Source organism: Hamadaea tsunoensis DSM 44101 (assembly GCF_000428945.1).
Classification (GTDB): domain Bacteria; phylum Actinomycetota; class Actinomycetes; order Mycobacteriales; family Micromonosporaceae; genus Hamadaea; species Hamadaea tsunoensis.
The window spans coordinates 192434-212227 of sequence record NZ_AUAX01000019.1; the positions used below are offsets into that span (position 1 = coordinate 192434).

A 19794-nucleotide genomic window follows, 5' to 3' on the forward strand; every position below is an offset into this window, starting at 1 on the left:
GGGCTTTACGGGCGGTGGGCGGTGACGATGACGTAGCCCTTGGGGTCGCGGCGGGGCGACTCCTCGTCGAACAGCGCCACCGCGTACGCCTCGATCGCCGCGACCATCGCGTCCCGCCGGGGGTCGTCGGCGGTGATCCCGTAGCCCGTGAGGCACGAAACCGCGTACGCGGCAACGGGTCCGGGGGAGTCGAAGACGAGCTCGTTGTCGTGGCGGTGCACCCGGGCGTTGCCGAAGACGTCGCCGACCAGGCCGGGCAGGTTGCCGGAGTGCACCTTGAGCCAGAACTCCGGCCGCCGTACGCCGAACGCCGCCAGCGGTCTCCGGGACGCCTCGTGCAGCAGCGGCGTCGTGTGTTCGAGGTTGACCAGAGCCGCCACCGTCCCACCCGGACGCAGAACGCGCCGGGCCTCGCGGAGCGCGCGGCCGGGGTCGGGGACGTGGTAGAGCATGTGCCGCAGGGTGACCACGTCGAAGGTGGCGTCCTCGAACGGCAGCTCCTGGGCGTCGGCCCCGACCGCCGTCACCCCCGGTACGCCGTCCAGCGCCGCGATCGCCGCGGGCGAGGCGTCCACGCCGACGAGCCGCCCGGCGTGCCCGGAAGCGGCGAGGCGGCGCAGGTAGGAGCCGGTGCCGCAGCCGATGTCGAGCAGGTCGGCGGTGTCGCGCAGGACCACGGCCTCGTCGACGCTCGCCTCGATGTCATCCGGGCGGGCGCTGTAGCGGCGGTGTGTCTCGATGCGGACCGAGAGCGGGTCGAGGGTCGCGTACTGGGCGCGGGCGATGCCGTCCTCGTCAAGCATGATCGCGACCCTACCCGTGCGTCCGGTCAGAAGTGGTCCCCGTCGTCGGGCCCGGGCTGCGTCTCCGCCGCGAGTCCGTCGTCGGTACGCGCGTGCGCCCAGGCCCGGTCGAACCCGGTGGCGAACATGTCGAACAGGCCGGCGTCGGTGAGCCGGCGGACGTGCATGATCGGCTCGACGAAGCCGAGCGAGCCGTAGACGTGCTGGTGGACGAGCATCTCGTGGTCGAAGCGGAACAGCGAGTTGTAGACCGCGCCGCGGTTCCAGCGCAGTTCGGCGTGGCCGGCCCGGATGACCGGGTCGAAGAGCCCCCGCGCGGTCCGGGCGCGGTCGGCGGCGCTCTGGTAGAACGAGCCGTCGTCGTAGGCCGGCGGTTGCGGCGTGCGGTGGTCGGCCAGCAGCAGCCGCACCGCCGTCCCGGCCGCCCCCTTCGCCTCGATGATGCCGAGCAGCGCGGGCTCGGCGGCGAGGATCGACAGCCCGCTGACCGCCTGGATCTCGATCGTGGTGGTGGCGGCCCCGGCCAGCTCGCGCCAGATGTCCGTCGGCACCTCGGTGCGGTGCGTGTAGAACCGCAGGAAGTCGCCGCGGCCGTTGACGGTCGGCACGTGCTGACCGTCGAGCCGCGGCCACAGCCAGCCCGACGGGACGCCGAGTCCGGCGGCCGCGCGGTGGGCGGTCGCCCGGCGCGGCGTACGTCCTTCGTATATCCAGCGCTCGGCGGTCTTCGGGTCGACGCCCGCCCACTCGCTGAGTTCCCTGATCGTCACACCGGCCGCCGTCAAGGCGGCCTGCAGCCTTTCGTTGCGCACGGGCGCCCCTCCCCGTCATGTCCACCCATCGGTCGTTCCGACGAGGCGCGCCGCCGGCCCGGGGGTGGTGTGCCGGTCGGCGATGCCCGACCGAATGGTCCGCGGGCGAGAGGTTCCATTGTCTCGCATTCGCGTACGCGTCGGACAGCGCGCATCGTCCCCCGGAAGTTGTACCAATTCCGTCGGCCCGCTTCAACTCACTCCAGCATGGTTGTCCCAGGTGAGTAATGGTTTGTGCGGTGATTGTGTCCCCTTTCAACAACCGCATTCATGGGACGATGGAATGAGTTTTCCATGTACTTGTCGCGCGCTGTGACGATCACAAGACCGTTTTCGCGCCGTCCTTATCGGAGAGTGACCGGCAGCCGCTCATAACCGCGCAGAACCAGCCGGTCGCGGCGTACCGCCGGGGCGCCGAGAGCGATCCGGGGAAACCTGCCGAGCAGTAACGGGAAGGCGATCCGGCCCTCCAGCCGGGCCAGGGCGGCGCCGAGGCAGAAGTGCGCTCCCGCGCCGAACGACAGCGGCGTGTTGTCCGGACGGTCCGGGTCGAACACCGCAGGATCGTTGAACCGCAAGGGATCCCGGTTGGCCGCGCCGATCAGGACGGTGACGGCCGTGCGGTGGTCCGCCGTCACCGCACCGATCTCGGTGGCCTCCGCCGGTACGCGTGTCGTCATCTGCACGGGCGGGTCGAACCGCAGGAACTCCTCGACGAGCGGCTGCGCGTACGCGGGGTCGGACCGCAACCGCAGTTGTGATTCCGGCCGCTGAAGAAGAATCGAGATTCCGTTGCCGATCAGATTCGTGGTCGTCTCGTGACCGGCCAGGAGCAGCAGGGCCAGATTGCCGAGCAGCTCGGCCCCGGACAGCCCCTCCGCGTGCGCGAGCTCGCTGGTCAGATCGTCGGTCGGCGTACGCAGCCGGTCGGCGACCAGCCCGATGAAGTAGTCGCGCAGTTCCCGGGCGGCCGCGTCGGCCCGGTCGGCGCCGTCGGCGGTCTGCGCGTACTCGACGGTCTCGGCGAAGTCGAGCGCGACCGGGCGGAACCAGGCGCGGTCGGACTCGGGTACGCCGAGCAGCTCGCAGATCACGGTGACCGGCAGCGGGACGGCGAAGGCGGCCATGAGGTCGACGGCGGCGTCGGCCGCGGCCGCTTCGGCGAGGTGCTCGGCCTGGGCGGTGACGGCGTCGGCCAGCCCGGCGACGCGGCGGGGCGTGAAGGCGGCGCTGACGATGCGGCGCATCCGCCGGTGATCGGGCTGGTTGGTGTTGAGCAGGGAGTCGGTCATCAGGCGCTGCGCCGGGCGGTCGGCCCACTCGGGACCGGCCACCCGCAGCAGCATCGCCCGGTCGACCACCCGCATCCCGGGGTCGCGCAGGACGGCGTCGGCCTCGGCGTACCCGGTGACGACGACCTGCTCCCCGAAATCGGCGACCGGCCCGGCGGCGCGGATCGCCTCGTACAGCGGGTACGGGTCGCGGCGGCCCTCGGCGGTCATCAGCATCGACATCGCGGTGAGTGCGTCCATGACCCCGATCCTGCCCGTTCCCCGCCCGGGCGCCCACCCCAAGATCCCGTTTGGATCAGGGAAATCACCCGAATCTTGGGCCAAGATTACGTGCGAAACCCTGATCCAAACGGGATCTTGGGGGGCTAGCGGAGCTGCTCGTTCATGATCAGGAAGGCGCCGAGCCCGTGGAAGTCGTTCGTCGCCCGGGTCCGGCCGATGTAGTACGCGTAGTCACCCACACTCGTACCGATGCTGATGTCCGTCAGGTAGGTCAGGTTGTCGGAGTGCAACGAGATCTTCTGCAGCACGCCGGCGTACCCGCGGTCGGCGACCGGCTGGTACTGCGTACCGACGTAGCCCTTCGCGACCGCCTTGTCGACCGCGTACGCGAACATCGCCGAGCACGACGTCTCCGTCCAGTTCCCGGCCTGCGTACCCTTGTCGACGACCTGGAACCAGCGCCCGGTGGCGGGGTCCTGATAGGACGCGTACGCCGGGACCAGTGTCTGCAGCACGGACACGAGCGACGACCGGCGGGGCTGGTTCGCCGGCAGGACGTCGAGGATCTGCGCGGTCGCCATGCCGAACCAGCCGACGGCCCGGCACCACGACTCGGCCGACTGGTGCGTCGAGGGGTTGGCCCAGCTCTCGCTGCCGTCCTCGTCCCAGGCGTGCTTGAGCAGCCCGTTCGTCGCCTTCAGGTGGCTGTAGTAGATCTGGATCTGGCGGGCCGCCTCGTCGGTCGCGGTCGCGTCGCCCACCACCGCGCCGTACTCGGCCAGGAACGGGAAGGCCATGAACGCGCCGTCGTCCCACAGCTGCCCGGTCCGGTCCGTCGAGTGCCAGAAGCCCCCATCGGTCGTACGCGGATAGGTGGTCAACCGGTTGCGGATCGTGGCCGCCGCGGTCCTGTACTTCTGCTGGCCCGTCTCCGTGTAGAGGATGAGCAGCAGCCGGCCGCCGAGCATGTTGTCGAGGCTGTTGAACGACACGCTGATCGAACCGTTCGAGCCCACGAACCGGTCCACCCACGCCTTGATGTACGCCAGCAGCGCCGGGTCGTGCGTCCGCTGGTAGTACAGGTACTGGCCGTAGAGGTACAGCACGACCGGATAGCTCCAGGAGCCGAGGGTCGCGGGCGTGTACCGCTGCATCGTGGAGCGGACGACCTCGGCCGTCCAGTCCGTGCCGGGCGGCGGTCCCGAGCCGTCGTCGACCGTCAGCGAGTCCAGGTTCGCCAGGCCGTCGACGGTCGTCGAGGTCACGCGTACGCGGTTCGTCCCGGCGGCCAGCGTCACCGGCACCGACTGGGTGGACCAGGTGTTCCAGTCGACGGTGGACGGAAAGGACGGCGTGGCGACCGTCGTTCCGTTGAGGGCCACCGTGGCCGGCCGGCCCGCGGCGACGCCCTCGCTGTAGCGGATCACGAGGGTGACCGCCGAGGCCGAGGTCGCCGGAACACTCCACTCCACGTACGCGCCGGCCTCGTTGGTGCTGTTGACGAAACCGGAGCCGGTGTAGCCGGTGTGGTCGGCGTCCACCGTGCCGTGGAAGACCGTGGCGCTCTCCGCCTCGTACACGGTGGACAGAGCCGACGCCGGTGTCGGCACAGCGATCACGCCGGCCGCGAGGACGCCGGCGAGGATCAGGGGAAGGGGACGCATCGAACCTCCGTTGGGGTCATCCCTTGATCGCGCCGCTCGTGAGGCCCCGGACGAACTGGCGCTGGAAGGCCAGGAACGCCAGGACCGAGGGGAGCAGCGCGAGCAGTGCCGCCGCCAGCAGGACGCCGATCCCGACCTCTTCGTCGCCGCGCAGCGTACGCAGCGCGATCGGCAGTGTGTACTGGGGCGAGTCCGTCGCGACGATCAGCGGGAGCAGGTACTGGTCCCAGATCATCGTGAAGCCGAAGACGCCGATGACGCCGAGCGCGGGCCGGCACATCGGCAGAATGATCGAGAAGAACGTCCGCAGCTCGCCCGCGCCGTCGATCCGGGCCGCCTCCTCCAGCTCGATCGGCACCTCCTTCATGAACTCGGTCATGACGAGGATCGAGAAGCCCCAGGCCGCGACGGGCAGGATCATGCCGGCGTACGAGCCGATGAGGTCGAGGTGCACGACGGGCAGGTCGGCCAGCACCACCGAGAGCGGAACGGCCAGCACCTCCTCGGGCAGCATCATCGTGCTGAGGATGAGCAGCATGACGATCGCGGCCCCGCGCAGCCGTTTGCGCGCCAGGCTGTACGCCGCGAAGATGCTGACCATGATCTGCAGCAGCAGCCCGACGCCGACCACGACGAACGAGTTGAGCAGGTAGCCGAAGACGTTCCGGTCGGCCGCGCGGCGGAAGTTCTCCAGCGTCAGGCCGTGCTCGGGGACGAGGGTGAACTGCGTCGGATCGACGATCTTGCTGAAGGCCCCCCAGAGTACGCCGAGCAGCGGGCCGGCGAACACGACGGTCATCGTCGCGTACAGGAGAATCTTGAGGATGACGGCCAGCGGGCCGCGGCGCGCGTCGAGGCCCAGGACGCTGTCGTAACGGTCGCCCATCATGCGGCACCCCGGCGGCGGACGAGCCGGACGGCGAGCGTGAGCACGACGGTGGCGAGGAAGAGCACGACGGACCCGGCGGCCGCCACGCCCAGCTCGCCCTGCTGGAGGCCGAGCTTGTAGATCAGGGTCATGAGCACCTCGGTGGAGCCGTTGGGCGCGCCGTTGGTGAGCAGGAAGACCTCGGTGAACACGCGCAGCCCGCGGATGGCGGCGAGAATGAACAGGATGCCGAACACGCCGCGCAGCGACGGCAGCGTGACGTGCCGGAACCGGCCCCACGTGGTGGCGCCGTCCACAGCGGACGCCTCGTAGAGCGTGCGGTCGACGCCGGCCAGGCCGGCCAGGATGATCATCATGTCGTAGGGGGCGCCCTTCCAGACGCCGACGGCCATGATGGACAGCAGCGAGCTGTGCTCGTTCGCGAGGAACGGCAGGGGACCGAGGCCGACCCAGCCGAGAACGGTGTTCAGCGGGCCGTTGTCGGCCGGGTAGTACAGGATGCGCCAGACCTCGGCGACCACGGCCAGCGTCGTGACCACGGGCAGGAACGCCGCCGTACGCACGAACCACAGGTATTTCGCGCGTCCCTCGACGAGCAGCGCGAGAACGAGCCCGAGCAGCATGGAGCCGGCCGTCACACCGACGGTCAGCAGGGCGCTGTGCCAGATGGCGGCGGTGAACCGCTCGTCGCTGACGATGGTCCTGTAGTTGTCGAGCCCCACCCACTCGTCCCCGAGATACGTACGCACCTCGTACAGGCTCATGCGCAGCGCGGTGGCCATGGGGATGAACTTGAAATAGAGGAAGAGCACGAGCGCCGGGGCGAGGAAGCCCCAGGCGACCAGGGTGCTCTTCAGGCGATGGCTCGCCATGGGTGCCCTCTTTTCTGGGGGCTCCGGCCCGGGCGCCCGGAATTGTCGCGCCCGGGCCGGAGAGGGTCAGGAAGCCAGGGCCTTCTGCTTGGTCAGCTCCGCGCCAAGCTGATCCGAGAGCTTGGCCATGGCCTGCCTGACGTCGGTGGCGCAGTTCGCCATGACGGCGTTGAGCCCGTCGGCGGTCTCCTGCCGGAACGGCGCCCAGTTGGGCACCGAGGGGGTGTAGACGCTGGAGGAGTCGTAGGCCTGCTGGAAGACCTGCCAGCGCGGGTCCTGCCGGACCTTGGCCATGTCGACGTCCTTGTTCGCGGGCAGCCGGACGATCGCGCCGGCCTTGTCGCCGTTCATGCCGATCGTCTGGCCCTCCACGGAGGACGCGAACTCGGCGAACTTGAGCTGCCCGTCCTGGTTCTTCGAACCGGCCATCAGGTAGACGTGCTCGCCCTCGGCCAGCGTGCCCGGCCCGCCGGACGGCCCGGCCGGCAGCGGGATCGCCTCGATCTTGTCGCTGCCCAGGCTCGCCACGAACCGGGCCAGCACGTACGGTCCGGTGAGGTAGATGCCGGCGATGCCCTTCTCGAACACCTCGTGGGCGACCGTGGTGTTGTTGTTGACCGCGCCCGGGTTCACCGTCTTCGCCACGCAGAACTGGTCCTGCAGGAACTTGACCGCCTCGACGGTCTTGTCCCCGGCGACCGCCGGCTTCCAGTGGCCGGTACCCGCCTCGGTCAGGAAGTCGCCGCCGTTGCCCCAGATGAACGTCGAGGCGTACCAGGACATGTAGCCGCGCTGCGTGGTGCCGGGGATGTCGAAGCCGTACGTGTCCTTCTTGCCGTCGCCGTCCGGATCCTGCTCGGTGAACGCCTTGGCCATCGCGGCCACGTCCGCCCACGTCCGCGGAACGGGCAGGTTCAGCTTCTTACGCCAGTCGGCGCGTACGAGCATGACGAAGGACTGCGCGGAGAAGGGGACCGCGTAGTACTTGCCGTCGGCCGCGGTGGCCGCCTTCCACGTACGCTCCTGCAGCTTGTCGGCGCCCGGGAAGGAAGCGCGGTCGACCTCGCGCAGCCAGCCCTGGCTCTGCATGTTGCCCAGCTGGGCGGTGTCGTTGATGACGATGTCCGGCAGCTTGTGCTGGGCACCCTGCTGCTGCAGCTTCGTCTCGAAGTCGTCGAAGATCGCCGTGACGTGCGCCGGTACGCCCGTCTTGGCGGTGTAGGCGGCGGCGAGCCGCTGCGCGGTCTTGGCCGAGTCGGAATCGGGCGCCTGCCGGATCCAGATGTCGATCTGCGCCTTGGCGTCCTGGCGGGTGTCGCCCGAAGGCGTGGATGAGCAGGCCACGAGTGCCACGGCGAGCGTGGGCACCGCGAGAAGGCGCAATACGCCTCCGGAACGGCTGGGCATCACCGTCTCCTGTTCATGTATGTGGACGGGTGTCGGAAGGATGGAATCAGTTCGTAGGAAGGTTACGAGTACCCATCCCTGACGTCAAGACACCCATCGATACCTCAATCAGCCAGGTCGCCATAGCGGAATGAATTGTCAGACTGACTGTCTATCCTCACCCATGGACATGTCAAGATGCCCCACCCTTCCGTCCGCGCAGCCCCCGATCCCCGACGATCTTGCGCGAATGTCCGGGCTATTCGGGCATACTTCGCGTAATTCGGGACATTCGCGCAAGATCGCCGGGGTCGGGAGGCCGGAACGGTCTCCCGCGCGAGGAGCGGAGGTGAGATCGACGGACCCGGGACAAAAAGATCTTGATTCTAGAAAGGGCTCTTCGGTCGCTTGTGTGGGTCCGGATCGCCCCTGGACCTCGATCCAGTGCCCGGATGCTGTAGTGGTTGATCTCCACGGCTTGATCAAGTTCCCTGGAGCTGCAGAATCGGCCCGTTTTCTGCAGAATCCGGGAACTTGATCATGATTTCCGTCGTGAGCGACTAGCCTCAGCCGCAGAGTGATCATTTACCGCTATTTCGGCAGTCCGCGGCGTGTCTCCTTGATCAAATACCGGCTATCCGGCAGGGGGGTGCACTCTCGCCGTAATGACGGTATTTGATCAAGGTAATCGGCGTCGTGATGCCGCAATAGTGGTATTTGATCAAGTCTTCGAGCCCGCAACGGGGCTGCCGTCCGCGAACGAGGTCGGCACGTTCCATACCGGACGGTTGCGACAAAGCCCGGATCACATGAGGAACCGATCCGTTGCGATCCCGAACCAGACGATCGCCGCAGGAGCCGCCCACACATACGGGCGGGGAGCCCTGGAAAGATGGTCCCGCCGGGGCCTGCGAGCAGGCGCGTTCCCGGCGGGCGTGAAGGTAGACGTCGGCTGCCCCGGGGATGGTTGCCACTCCCAGCGGATTGTGATCTCAGTTGGTCCGTCCGGCGGAGGGCAAGGCATACCGGACGGGGTGTCGCGGCGGGGGCGGCGTTGAGTACCCTTCCGGCGGGAGGATCCGACATGCGCCGCCGTACCGTTCTCATCTCAGCCGCCGGAGCGGCGACCGCCGCCGCGACCGCGAGCCTGCTTTCCGCGTGCAAGAGCGACGACCAGCCTGCCTGGAGTCAGCCGAGCACCGGCTCGTCCGCGAGCCCCGTGGGTGACGCGAGCCCCGCACCGGGTGACGCGGCATTCTCGATCGTGCCCGCGGCCGGAGCCACCGGCGTCTCGCCGGGCGAGCCCGTCGTCGTGACCGCGACCAACGCCACCCTGACGACCGTCGCCGTGACCAACAGCGGCAAGGCGGTCGTGGGCACGCTCGACGCGGACGGCAAGACCTGGCGGAGCACCGGGCCGCTGGGTTACAACCGCACCTATCAGGTGACGGCCTCCGGCACGGGCGCCGACGGGCAGACCGTGCAGAAGACCGGGAGCTTCACCACGGTCAAGCCGGGCTCGACGGCCAGCGTGACCTTCCAGGCGAACGCCATGACCTCGCTGCAGAACGGCGCCACCTACGGCGTCGGCCAGGTCGTCATCGCGCGGTTCAGCAAGACCCCGTCGGACAAGACGGCGGCGCTGCGGGCGATCGAGATCACCAGCGAGCCGGCGGTCGAGGGCCGTTGGTACTGGGTCGATTCGCGTACCGCGCACTATCGGCCGGAGCAGTACTGGGTCAAGGGCACCAAGGTCAGCGTGCACGCCAACATGGTCGGCGCCAACCTCGGCAAGGGGGTCTACGGCGACGCCAACAAGGCGCTCACGTTCACGATCGGGCCGGCCCGGATCGCGATCGCCGAGAACAAGACCCACCGCATGATCGTCACGATCGACGGCGTACAGGTGAAGAACATCCCGATCAGCATGGGCAAGGACGGCTACGTCACCACCGCCACCGGTGACAAGGTCCTGTTCCCGACCCGCTCGGGGACGCACGTCGTCATGAGCCGCGAGCTCGAGCACCAGATGTCGTCGGCGAGCTACGGGGTCACCGACCCGAAGAACCCGAACTACTACGACGAGCTGATCAAGCTGTGCTGCCGCATCTCGTACAGCGGCGAGTTCGTGCACGCGGCGCCGTGGAGCGTCGGCTCGCAGGGCAAGCGGAACGTCTCGCACGGCTGCATCAACATCAGCACGCCGAACGCCCAGTGGTTCTACGACAACTTCCGGCTCGGCGACGTCGTCGTCGTCCGCAACACCGGGCGGGCCCAGCAGATCGGCGACAGCGCCGGCGCCGTCTGGGACATTCCGTGGAACAAGATGATCGCCGTCTGACCGCTGCCTTACCGTAGGCGGGTGCAGCCTGAGGACAGCGCCCGCCGGGCAGAGCTCTTGGACAAGATCGTCGCGTACGCGCGCCGGCACGGTCTGGCCGACGTGTCGTTGCGCCCGCTCGCGGCCGCCGTCGGGTCGAGCCCGCGCGTGCTGTTGTACTTCTTCGGCAGCAAGGAGAAGCTCGTCCGCGAGGTCGTCGCGTACACGCGGGCGGAGCAGGTCGCCACGCTCGCCCCGGAGCTGAACGCGGCCGCCGTCGACCGGCTGTGGGCGTGGCTGTCCGACAACGACAACGTCACCCGGCTGTTCTACGAGAGCTACGCGCTCTCGCTGCGCGACGATCCGGGGCCGTGGGCCGGTTTCGGCGCGGCCAGCGTACGCGAATGGCTCCCGCATCTGCTGCCGCTGTCGGCCCGGCTGCTGCCCGGCGTACCGGCGGAGACCGGCGCGACCCTGATCCTGGCGATGCTGCGCGGCCTGCTCATGGACCGCCTCGCCACCGGGGACACCGAACGGGTGGATGCCGCCGTGGCGCTGTTCGAGAACCTCCTGACGGCCGAGCCGCCCGCTTGACGTTTGGACCGCCCTTCTTGGCGCTGGACTGGCCCTTGACGCTGGACTGAAACGACTGTTTCACTGAGGTCATGGCTGAGACACGGGGCACGACACGGGGTACGACACGGGGCACGGCGCAGACGCGGGGCACAGCCGCGATACGACCACTGGACCGGCCGGGCGACCTGGGCTGGGTCGTCCAGCGGCACGGCGAGATCTACGCCGACCAGTTCGGCTGGGACGCGACCTTCGAGGAACTGGTCGCGCAGATCGTCGCGGACTACGCGACCGACCGCGACACCGCCCGCGAACAGGCCTGGATCGCCGAGGTCGACGGCGTGCGGGCCGGCTGCGTCTTCTGCGTACGCAAGGACGCCGACACGGCCCAGCTGCGCATCCTGCTCGTCGACCCGGAATTCCGCGGCCACGGGATCGGCGGCGCACTCGTGCGCACGTGCATCGCGTACGCGCGCGCGGCCGGCTACCGGAAGATGATGCTCTGGACCAACCATCCGCTGACGGCCGCCCGCAAGATCTACCTGGCGGAGGGCTTCCAGCTCGTGGAGTCCTACGAGCACGAGTCCTTCGGCGCCACCCTCACCGGCCAGATCTACGAACTCACCCTGTGATCATGTAGGCACTAAAGATCAAATTCATGTCCCGGGTTCGTCGATCTCACTTCCGCTCCTCGCGCGGGAGACCGTTCCGCCCCTATCGCTACGCTCCAGGGACTCCACTGCCAGGTGAGTGGGGCGAGGCATCATCCACCGCGGCCCGGTCACCGCCTCAACCCCTGCCCGGCCTTTGTCGCGACTGTCCGATATGGGCGCGGGGCGGCGGTCGACGGGGTGATCGTTTACGGCTGCGGCGTGGAAACAGCCCCCCGACGCATGATCGTTTACGGTTCTGGAGCACGCTGACCGACCTTTGCCACACCTGACGCGTAATTGATCATGCAGATCGGGCCGGATTGACACCCCAGCCGTAAACGATCAACAAATCAGCGCCCCGTGCCCATCTGCCGGAAGATCGTTCCCGCATCGCGGGCAACGGTCGACCGCGGGACGGTGTGGACGTGATCCGCAGCGGCTGAGATGTCAAAACGCACCCCATCCCCTCGATCCACAGCGGTCGGGATGTAGGAAAACGGCCTCTGCCTACATCTCAGCCGTAATGGATCGAGGGGATGGGCCTGGAAACTACATCCCAGCCGCGAACGATCACCGGCGAGCCGACCCACCCAACCGCCATATCGGACAGTCGCGACAAAGGCACGGCGGGGGTTTGGGTGAAACGGCGACCGGATCGCGGTGGATGATGCTTCGCCCCAGAAACCTGGCAGTGGAGTCCCCGGAGCGCAGCGACAGGGGCGGAACGGTCTCCCGCGCGAGGAGCGGAAGTGAGATCGACGAACCCGGGCCATGAATATGATCTTGACTTTGATCTTGTGTAAGGGAACGGACTTTTCCCTGGATATGGTCCTGTGGTCCGGAGCGCGCCCTCCGGACCACAGGGGTCTCACCCGAAGATCATCAAGAAATGATGATCTTGTAAATCTTGTCGGAGCCGTTGGCCTGGCCGCCGTTGTTGTCGCAGTTGGTCGTGCTGAGCCAGATCTGGTCCGCGCCCGGCACCTTCGTGACCGTGCGCAGCCGGCCGTAGGTTCCGACGTAGTACGCCGTCGGCGAGCCGGTGCTCTCGCCGCTCAGCAGCGGGATCCGCCAGAGCCGCGTGCCGCGCAGCGCCGCCATGTAGACGACGTCGCGGACGATGGCGATGCCGGAGGGCGAGGCGGTGGAGACCGACCACTGGCGGGCGGGGTTGGTCATGCCGGCGACGCTGCAGGTGCCTTCGCAGGTGGGCCAGCCGTAGTTGTTGCCGGGCTTGATCAGGTTGAGCTCGTCGTACATGCTGTCGCCGAACTCGGCCTCCCAGAGCCGGCCCTGCGAGTCCCAGGCGAGACCCTGCGGGTTGCGGTGGCCGTAGCTGTAGACCAGGGTGCCGAACGGGTTGCCGGGCGCGGGCGTGCCGTCGGTCTTCATCCGCAGGACCTTGCCGTTGAGCGAGCTCTTGTTCTGGGCGTTGCTGCTGCTCTGGGCGTCGCCGGTGGTGGCGTAGAGGTAGCCGTCCGGCCCGAAGGCGAGCCGGCCGCCGTTGTGGTAGCGGTTCTTGGCGATGCCCTGCACGAGGATCGTGTACGCCGTGAGCGTGCTCCCGTTGTAGGTCATCCGCACGATGCGGTTGCCCTCGCTGGCGGTGTGCATGAAGTACACGTAGTGGTTGGTGTCCCAGTTCGGGTCGAAGGCCACGCCGAGCAGGCCGCCCTCGCCGTCGGTGGTGACCACGTTCGGGACGGTGCCGACCTGGGTCTTGGTGCCGCCCGTGGTGAGCTTGTAGACCTTGAACTGGCCGGCGGTCGTCTTGTCGTCCCGCTCGGTGACCAGCGCCGAGAGGCCGTCGGGGGCGAAGTACGTGCCCCACGGGATGGTCCAGCCGGAGGAGAAGGTGGACGGCGTGCCGGGGAAGCCGCCCGAGCCGCAGGCGGTGGTCGAGAACGTCACGGCGTTGCTGGCCGCGGAGACGTTGCCGCCCGCGTCCCTCGCCACGAGGCTGAGGGTGTAGGAGGTGTTGCAGAGCAGCGCGGTCACCTGTCCGGAGGTCACCTTCCCGAAGGTCTGCACGACCGTGCCGCCGCTCACCACGTCGTACGCGGTGACGCCGACGTTGTCGGTCGACGCCGTCCAGGTCAGGTTGACCGTGCTGGCGGTCGCGTTGGACTGGGCGAGGCCGGTCGGGGCCGTCGGCGCCTGCGTGTCCGAACTGGGCAGCGTGGTGCAGTACGCCTGGGCGCTGGAGAGCGAGACGTTGCCGGCCGCGTCCCGGGCGAAGACCGACAGGTGGTACTCGGTGTTCGGGCTGAGGCCGGTCAGGTCCGCGCTCGGCGTCGTGCCGCCGACGGAGGCCAGCTTGTTGCCGTCGTTGTAGACGTCGTACGCGCTCACGCTCACGTTGTCCGAGGAGGCCGGCCAGGTCAGCGTGAGGCTGGTCGAGGTGATGTTCGAGCAGGCGGGCTGGCCGGGCGTGGTGGGTGCCTGGGAGTCGCTCTGCTGGGTGACCCGCAGCCGGTCGAGGTTGGGGCCGCCGTTGGCGGTCGTCGCGGTCGCCCGGATCGTGTTGCTCCCGGCCGCCAGCGTCACGCTGATCGTCGTGTCGGTCCAGGTGTCCCAGTTCGTGGTGGCCGGGAAGGACAGGTCGTTCGCCGCGACGTTGCCGTTGACGGAGACGTCCATCGGCCGGTCGACGGCTGTGCCGTTCGAGTAGTGGAAGGTGATCTGGGCCGTGCCCGCGACCGCCCCGGTGACCGCGAACTCGACGTAGCTGCCGGCCACGTTCGTGTAGTCCACGAAGCCCGTGCCGGTGTAGCCCAGGTGGTTCGTGGCGACCGCCCCCTGCGAGATGGTCGCGTTCTCCGCCTGATAGTCCGTGTACGCGGGGAGCAGGTCCACGTCCAGGTAGTCGAGATTGGCCGGGCCGTTGGCGGTCGTGCCGGTGATCCGGATGGTGTTCGCGCCGGAGTTCACGGGCACCGTGACGGTCTTCGTCGCCCAGGTGTCCCAGTTCGTGGTGGCCGGGAACGAGACGCCGCTCATCGCGAGGAACCCGTTGACGGTGATGTCGGAGACGCGGTCGACGGCGGTGCCGTTCGAGTATCGGATCGAGACGGAAGCCGTGCCCGCGGACGCCATGGTGACCGTCCACTGTACATAGCTGCCGGCGACGTTGTCGCAGTTCACGTAGCCTGTGCCGGAGAAGCCGGTGTGCGTGGTCTCCAGGACGCCCTGCGAGATCGTGGCGTTCTCGGCCTCGTACCGGGTCGGTGCGGCCGCGGCGGGCGCCGCGCCGGCGGTCAGCAGGCCGAGGACGAGCCCGGCGGCGGCGAGGCCGGCGACCAGGCCGCGCTGATGGCGGAAACTCATCGAACCCTCCCAAATGGTTCGACGGACGGCGGGGCCTCTCGCCCGGCCGTGATGAATGTGGGCATGCGGTGCACGCGGACGGGACAGGTCCGCGTGGCCGATGGCGCGTCGGCCCAGGTGCTGATGCTCATGCGGTGGTGCTGGTTGCTGAGGCGATGTCGTCAGTTAGTTAGACTGACTTACATATGCTGCGGAATGCTAGTCCGCCCTTTGTGGAGCGGTCAAGCGGTCGTCTGGTGGCAGGGTGTCCCGACGGCCGCCGATCCGGCAGGATGGCGGCATGATCCTGGCCGTCACGCTGAACCCCGCGCTGGACATCACCTACCGGGTCGACACGCTGCGGCCGCACGCCACGCACCGCGTACGGGAGGTCGCCGAGCGGGCCGGCGGCAAGGGGCTCAACGTCGCCCGCGTCCTCGCCCAGCTCGGCGAGCCCGTCCTCGCGACCGGCCTGGTCGGCGGGATCACCGGCGCGCGGCTCGGCACCCTCCTCGGCACGATCCCGCACGCCTTCTGGCCCGTCGCCGGCGAGGCCCGCCGCACCGTCACCGTCGTCGACGACCGCGAGGCCACCGGCTTCTGGGAACCCGGCCCCACCGTCACCGCCGACGAATGGGAGCGGTTCGTGGGCCATTTTCAGAGCCTCCTTCCCTCCGTACGCGTGGCCGTCCTCTCGGGATCGCTGCCCACCGGCGTGCCGCAGGACGCGTACGCGCAGCTGATCAGGGCCGCCCAGGCCGTCGGCGTACGGACCGTGCTGGACGCGGACGGTCCCGCCCTGGCGGCCGGGATCGAGGCCGGGCCGGACGTCGTCAAGCCCAACGTGGACGAACTCGGCGACGACACACCCCGCGAACTGCTCAAGCGCGGAGCGAAGGCCGTGGTCGCCACGAAGGGCGAAGAGGGCATGGAGGTCGTGACGGAGCAGGGGACCTGGCGCGCGTACCCGCCCGAACGCGTCTACGGCAACGCGACTGGGGCCGGCGACGCCGCGGTGGCGGCCCTGGCCCGCGGACTCGTCCGCGACGCGGCCTGGTCCGACCTCGTCACCGACGCGATCGCCCTCTCGGCCGCCGCGGTCGCCGCTCCGGTCGCCGGGCAGTTCGACGAGGACGCGTACGCGCGCTTCCGGGAAGGCGTACACGTGGAGGAGATGGCCCACCGTGCGGCCGTACGCGTCGTCTGCCTCGACACCGACGGCCGGATCCTGCTGATGCGCTGGCGCGATCCGGCGAACGGGGAGACCCTGTGGGAGCCCCCGGGCGGCGGGATCGACGACGGCGAGGAGCCGATCGACACCGCGCGGCGCGAACTGGTCGAGGAGACCGGCCTCAACCCGGCGATGATCGGCGAGATGAGCGTGGCGGTGCACCGCGACACGCAGTGGAACGGCCGGCGCTGGGTCGGCGTGGAACCCTTCTTCCTCGCCAAGTTCCCGTCGGCCAGGCCACCGGTGACCCCGGCCGAGCTGACCGCCGACGAGCAGCGCAACCTGGTCGAGAGCAAGTGGGTGCACTGGTCGGAACTGGGCGACCTGGAGGGCCGCCTGGAACCGCCGCAGCTGCTGTACATCGTCCGCCGCCTGGCCCCCAACGATCTGCGCCCCCGCCTCGACGACTGATTCCGGGGTGGCTCCCGAAGGGAAATCCGGATGCCCCGTCTCTCGCGGCCGGGCGAGAACACGGGGCATCCAGAGCTTGTGTGGGCGGGCCGCGCGGTGGTTCGGCATCCGGCCGGTGCATCGGTGCGTGACGCCGGTCGAACGGATCAGCTCGTGAGAGGGGCACCTCGTGGGCGAGCGTTCACCGCGCGGCCCAGCTGTGTACGCGCCTAGGGCGACGCGTCGCAGGCGGGACGGGAGAGCCGGTTCTTGATCTGTACGCAGAGCTCGCCGGCCTGGCGGTGGCCACAGGTGGCGGCTTGGTTGGCCCAGTGCAGTGCGGCCCGGTACGCACCGACGTCGGCGAGGTCGGCGGCGAGTTCGTAGGTCGTCTGCGGATCCTGGGTGAGGATGCGCCGCCAGTAGTCGGCCTGCGCCGTGACGCCGTTCTCTTCCAGCGTCATGATCATCAGCCAGATGGCCGCCGAGCTGGTTCCCGAGGCGGCCTGCCAGAAGAGCGCGCCGACGCCGAGCGTCTGGGCGAAGCACCGCTGGAGCCGGAGCCCCGTGTTCACCATGGAAGATCCTCTCAAGGGGGACGCTCGCCGCAGGGTGGTGTTGCGAGCACGCACAGCATCCCACCGTGCACTGTGCAATTTGCACGATCGCGCACAGTCGGGCGCGGGATGAGTGGCGGCGTCACTGCCCTTGAGTAATGGGTAGTACCGAGCTGAGTAGTCCCTGGCGGACCTGGTCAGCGGGTGCGCTGGCCGTGCAGGGCCTTGTACAGCTTCAACCTGGCGGTCAGCTCGGCGCGGCCGGCGATGCCCAGCTTCGTGTACACCTTGAAGAGATGATTGTCCGGCGTACGCGTCGACACGACGAGGTGCTCGGCGATCTGGCGGCTGGACATGCCGCTCGCGGCCAGTTCGGCGATCTCCAGTTCGCGTTCGGTCAGCTGGATCATGCCGAGGCGCAGGGCCGGCGTGTGCACGCCCTCGCACAGCGCGAGCAGGTCGGCCAGCCGGAAGGCGATCGCGTCCGTCGCGTTGAGCTGGTACGCCTGCGCGGCCGCTTCGGCGGCGTACAGGTTGAGGCGCAGTCCGGCGAAGTCCTCGACGACCGACTTCAACTCGCCCACGTTGGCCGAGAGCAGGGCCTTCGTGTGCCTTGCGGCGGCCTGGGCGAGCGCGCCCTCGACGTGCGCGGCGAGTTCCGCGATGCGCCGGCCCACGGCGTCGTCGGCGAGCCCGGCCCGGGTCAGCGCGTGCAGGGCCAGCACCTCGAACGCGTGCAATCCGTTGCGGCGCAGGTCGAAGAGGAGCCGCTCGGCCGAGTCGCGGGCCGCCTCCAGCCGCCCGGCGCTCGCCTCGACCTGGATGCGGGACAGCCCGACGGCCGGTGCGTGGTTGCGCCGCGACCGCACGAGGGTCCGCTCCGCCTCGACGAGGTACTCGTCGGCCGCCACGCCGTCGCCGTTGATCGCGGCGGCCTGGGCGAGTTCGGCGTACACGGCGGGCAGGAAGATCCGTCCGGCGGTGTGCAGGTGGGACAGGGCGCCCTGGGCGAGCCGGAACGATTCCCGGGTACGCCCGATCATCCGCAGGCCCTGCGCCCGGTTGAGGACGACCTGGCCCTCCAGGATGGGGAAGAACTGGATCGCGAAGCTGCCCGGCTCGTCGAGCAGGCCGAGCACGTGCGTCAGGTCGCCCGAGAGCAGGGACGCCGTGCCGATCGTGTTCTGGATGGAGTTGCTCAGGTAGGGCATCTCCGGGAACAGTGCGAGGGACGTCCGTTCCATCTGGACGATGCGCTTGAGGGCCGTCACCGGTTCGCCCCGGGCACAGCTCATCTCCAACTGCAGCGTACGCGCGAACGCCCGGGCCGCGTCCGACGAGTGCGGGTCGGCCGTGATGTCGTTGATCAGTTCGTCGAGCTTGTCGTACTGCGCGTACAGCATGCGTTCGGGGGCGATGTGGGCGCGCATCCAGGCCCGGGTGGTCGGGTCGGTGACCTTGGCGGTCGCCTCTTCGAGGTCGCGCAGCGGATCGGCGTCGTCGATGCCGGTCATCTGCTGGACGCTGCGGGCGACCGCGATCCGGGCGACCTCCCAGTCGGAGGTGTGCGTCTCGGCGGCCTCGTCGAGCATGTCGATCGCGCGCTGCGGCGCGCCGCTGAAGCCGACGGCGGTGGCGTGCAGTTCGAGCGCGGGCAGTCCGGCCCCGACCGCCTGGGCCGCCTGCGCGAGCCGGGCGGCCAGCCGCGTGTCCATGTCGGCGAACGCGATGCCGGCCGCGCGCAGCAGCAGGTCGGGATTGGTCGCCGTCCGGCTGTCGAGCCGCCAGACGGCCACGCGCAGCAGGTCCTCGCGGCGGCGGGCGCCGGTGGATTCGATCATCGCGGCCAGCTCGGCCCGCCGCTGCCGGGACCGGGTCGTGCCGAGGTTCTGCCGGATGACCTCGCCGTAGATCGGGTGCGTGAGGCGGACGTTGGACCGCATGCCGTCGTCGAGGATGCGGATGAGGCCCTTCTCCTCCGTCGAGCGCAGGGCGACGTCCCCGCATTCGCGGACGACGAGGCTGAAGCCGATCGGCTCGCCCAGCGCGACCAGTTCCAGGACGCGCCGCTCCGGCTCTTCGAGGCGGCCGATGCGGCTGTCCACGAGCTGTGACAGCGCGGTCCCGGTGTTCAGCCGGCCGCTCCAGGTCCACAGTCCTTGCGCCTGGTTGAGTTCCGAGGTGTCGCCGATGCTGGCGAGGACCTCGCGCAGCAGCAGGGCGTTGCCCTCGGTGATCTGCCACAGCCGGTTGGCGCTGGCCTGCTGCACCGGTCCGCCGAGGACGGTGGTCAGCAGCTCGGTCGTCTGCGTCTCGTCGAGCGCCTTGATCTCCATCCGGTCGACGAGGCCGTCTTTCCACAATGCGGTGATGGCGTCGTCGACCGAGGCCTCCGAGCGGTGGCTCGCGATCAGGGTGGCCGCGTTGTTGCGGCAGACGTAGAGGGCGAGCGTCGCGCCGAGCGGGTCCAGCAGGTGGATGTCGTCGACGACGAGCACGATCCGCCGGTCGTCCGCGCGGCTGCGGATGGCGTCGAGCGCCCAGCGCAGCAGCAGCGAGGCGTTGGCGCCCATGGGCGGGGCCGGCGGCAGGATCTCCGCGAACGCGCCGAGCGGCAGGTTCTGCGTCGCCGCGGTGGCCGCGACCTGCAGCACCGACAGTCGATCGCGATCCAGCTGCTTGAGGACCTCGCGCAGCAGACGGCTCTTGCCGATCCCTGCCGCTCCACTGAGGACGACGCCGCGCGGGGCGGTCGCGGTCACAGAATGCAGTACCGCGTCGCGCTCAGCGTGACGTCCGACAAATGGCCACGGTTCGCCCACTG

General features: G+C 69.2%; 14 protein-coding genes and 1 pseudogene. 5 read left to right on the top strand and 10 right to left on the bottom strand.

Translation table 11 applies throughout. The features are described 5' to 3' along the window. Nucleotides 1-5: 5 nt before the first annotated feature. The 7 genes from G401_RS56850 to G401_RS0126160 form a co-directional block, all read right to left on the bottom strand. Nucleotides 6-803, bottom strand: coding sequence for a class I SAM-dependent methyltransferase (locus tag G401_RS56850; RefSeq protein WP_027344806.1), 798 nt, complete (start codon nucleotides 801-803; stop codon nucleotides 6-8). A gap of 26 nt (nucleotides 804-829) precedes the next feature. Beyond that, the gene (locus G401_RS56175) at nucleotides 830-1615 is read right to left on the bottom strand and encodes a hypothetical protein (RefSeq protein ID WP_027344807.1); all 786 of its coding nucleotides are present in this window, start codon (nucleotides 1613-1615) and stop codon (nucleotides 830-832) included. 344 nt (nucleotides 1616-1959) lie between these two features. Continuing rightward, nucleotides 1960-3147, bottom strand: a complete 1188-nt coding sequence (locus G401_RS48495) for a cytochrome P450 (RefSeq protein WP_034593133.1) — start codon at nucleotides 3145-3147, stop codon at nucleotides 1960-1962. Between the two features lie 125 nt (nucleotides 3148-3272). Beyond that, the gene (locus tag G401_RS0126145) at nucleotides 3273-4793 is read right to left on the bottom strand and encodes a glycoside hydrolase family 88 protein (protein ID WP_084557610.1); all 1521 of its coding nucleotides are present in this window, start codon (nucleotides 4791-4793) and stop codon (nucleotides 3273-3275) included. A 16-nt stretch (nucleotides 4794-4809) separates the two neighbouring features. Further along, nucleotides 4810-5682 (bottom strand): carbohydrate ABC transporter permease, encoded by an 873-nt coding sequence (locus G401_RS0126150; protein ID WP_157546337.1) that lies wholly within the window; start codon nucleotides 5680-5682, stop codon nucleotides 4810-4812. Then, nucleotides 5679-6554, bottom strand: a complete 876-nt coding sequence (locus tag G401_RS48500; RefSeq protein WP_034593135.1) for a carbohydrate ABC transporter permease — start codon at nucleotides 6552-6554, stop codon at nucleotides 5679-5681. The genes G401_RS0126150 and G401_RS48500 overlap by 4 nt, the downstream gene beginning before the upstream one ends. A gap of 66 nt (nucleotides 6555-6620) precedes the next feature. Continuing rightward, the gene (locus G401_RS0126160; RefSeq protein WP_051367168.1) at nucleotides 6621-7961 is read right to left on the bottom strand and encodes a sugar ABC transporter substrate-binding protein; all 1341 of its coding nucleotides are present in this window, start codon (nucleotides 7959-7961) and stop codon (nucleotides 6621-6623) included. A 1063-nt stretch (nucleotides 7962-9024) separates the two neighbouring features. Here G401_RS0126160 and G401_RS0126165 point away from each other — a divergent pair. The 3 genes from G401_RS0126165 to G401_RS0126175 all read left to right on the top strand — a co-directional run bounded on the left by G401_RS0126165 (nucleotide 9025) and on the right by G401_RS0126175 (nucleotide 11465). Then, the gene (locus G401_RS0126165) at nucleotides 9025-10281 is read left to right on the top strand and encodes a L,D-transpeptidase (RefSeq protein ID WP_051367169.1); all 1257 of its coding nucleotides are present in this window, start codon (nucleotides 9025-9027) and stop codon (nucleotides 10279-10281) included. 21 nt (nucleotides 10282-10302) lie between these two features. Continuing rightward, on the top strand, nucleotides 10303-10854 hold the full coding sequence (locus G401_RS0126170; protein ID WP_027344812.1) for a TetR/AcrR family transcriptional regulator: 552 nt from the start codon (nucleotides 10303-10305) through the stop codon (nucleotides 10852-10854). Between the two features lie 71 nt (nucleotides 10855-10925). After that, complete coding sequence (locus G401_RS0126175) at nucleotides 10926-11465, top strand: GNAT family N-acetyltransferase (RefSeq protein ID WP_084557611.1); 540 nt, start codon at nucleotides 10926-10928, stop codon at nucleotides 11463-11465. 903 nt (nucleotides 11466-12368) lie between these two features. Here G401_RS0126175 and G401_RS48505 read toward each other — a convergent pair. Then, nucleotides 12369-14813 (bottom strand): PQQ-dependent sugar dehydrogenase, encoded by a 2445-nt coding sequence (locus tag G401_RS48505; RefSeq protein ID WP_051367170.1) that lies wholly within the window; start codon nucleotides 14811-14813, stop codon nucleotides 12369-12371. 280 nt (nucleotides 14814-15093) lie between these two features. Here G401_RS48505 and G401_RS58655 point away from each other — a divergent pair. Next, nucleotides 15094-15951 (top strand): annotated as a pseudogene (locus G401_RS58655) (1-phosphofructokinase family hexose kinase); the annotation flags it as partial. A 6-nt stretch (nucleotides 15952-15957) separates the two neighbouring features. Beyond that, entirely contained in the window at nucleotides 15958-16434 is a 477-nt protein-coding gene (locus tag G401_RS58660) for an NUDIX domain-containing protein (RefSeq protein WP_407636947.1), read from the top strand. Nucleotides 16435-16643: 209 nt separating this feature from the next. Here the strand turns inward: G401_RS58660 and G401_RS0126190 are convergent, their stop codons facing one another. Both G401_RS0126190 and G401_RS0126195 read right to left on the bottom strand, forming a co-directional pair. Then, nucleotides 16644-16991 carry a hypothetical protein gene (locus tag G401_RS0126190; RefSeq protein WP_027344814.1) on the bottom strand — a complete coding sequence of 116 codons (348 nt, stop codon included), beginning with the start codon at nucleotides 16989-16991 and terminating at the stop codon, nucleotides 16644-16646. A 176-nt stretch (nucleotides 16992-17167) separates the two neighbouring features. Next, nucleotides 17168-19792 (bottom strand): helix-turn-helix transcriptional regulator, encoded by a 2625-nt coding sequence (locus tag G401_RS0126195; RefSeq protein ID WP_084557612.1) that lies wholly within the window; start codon nucleotides 19790-19792, stop codon nucleotides 17168-17170. Nucleotides 19793-19794 lie beyond the last annotated feature (2 nt).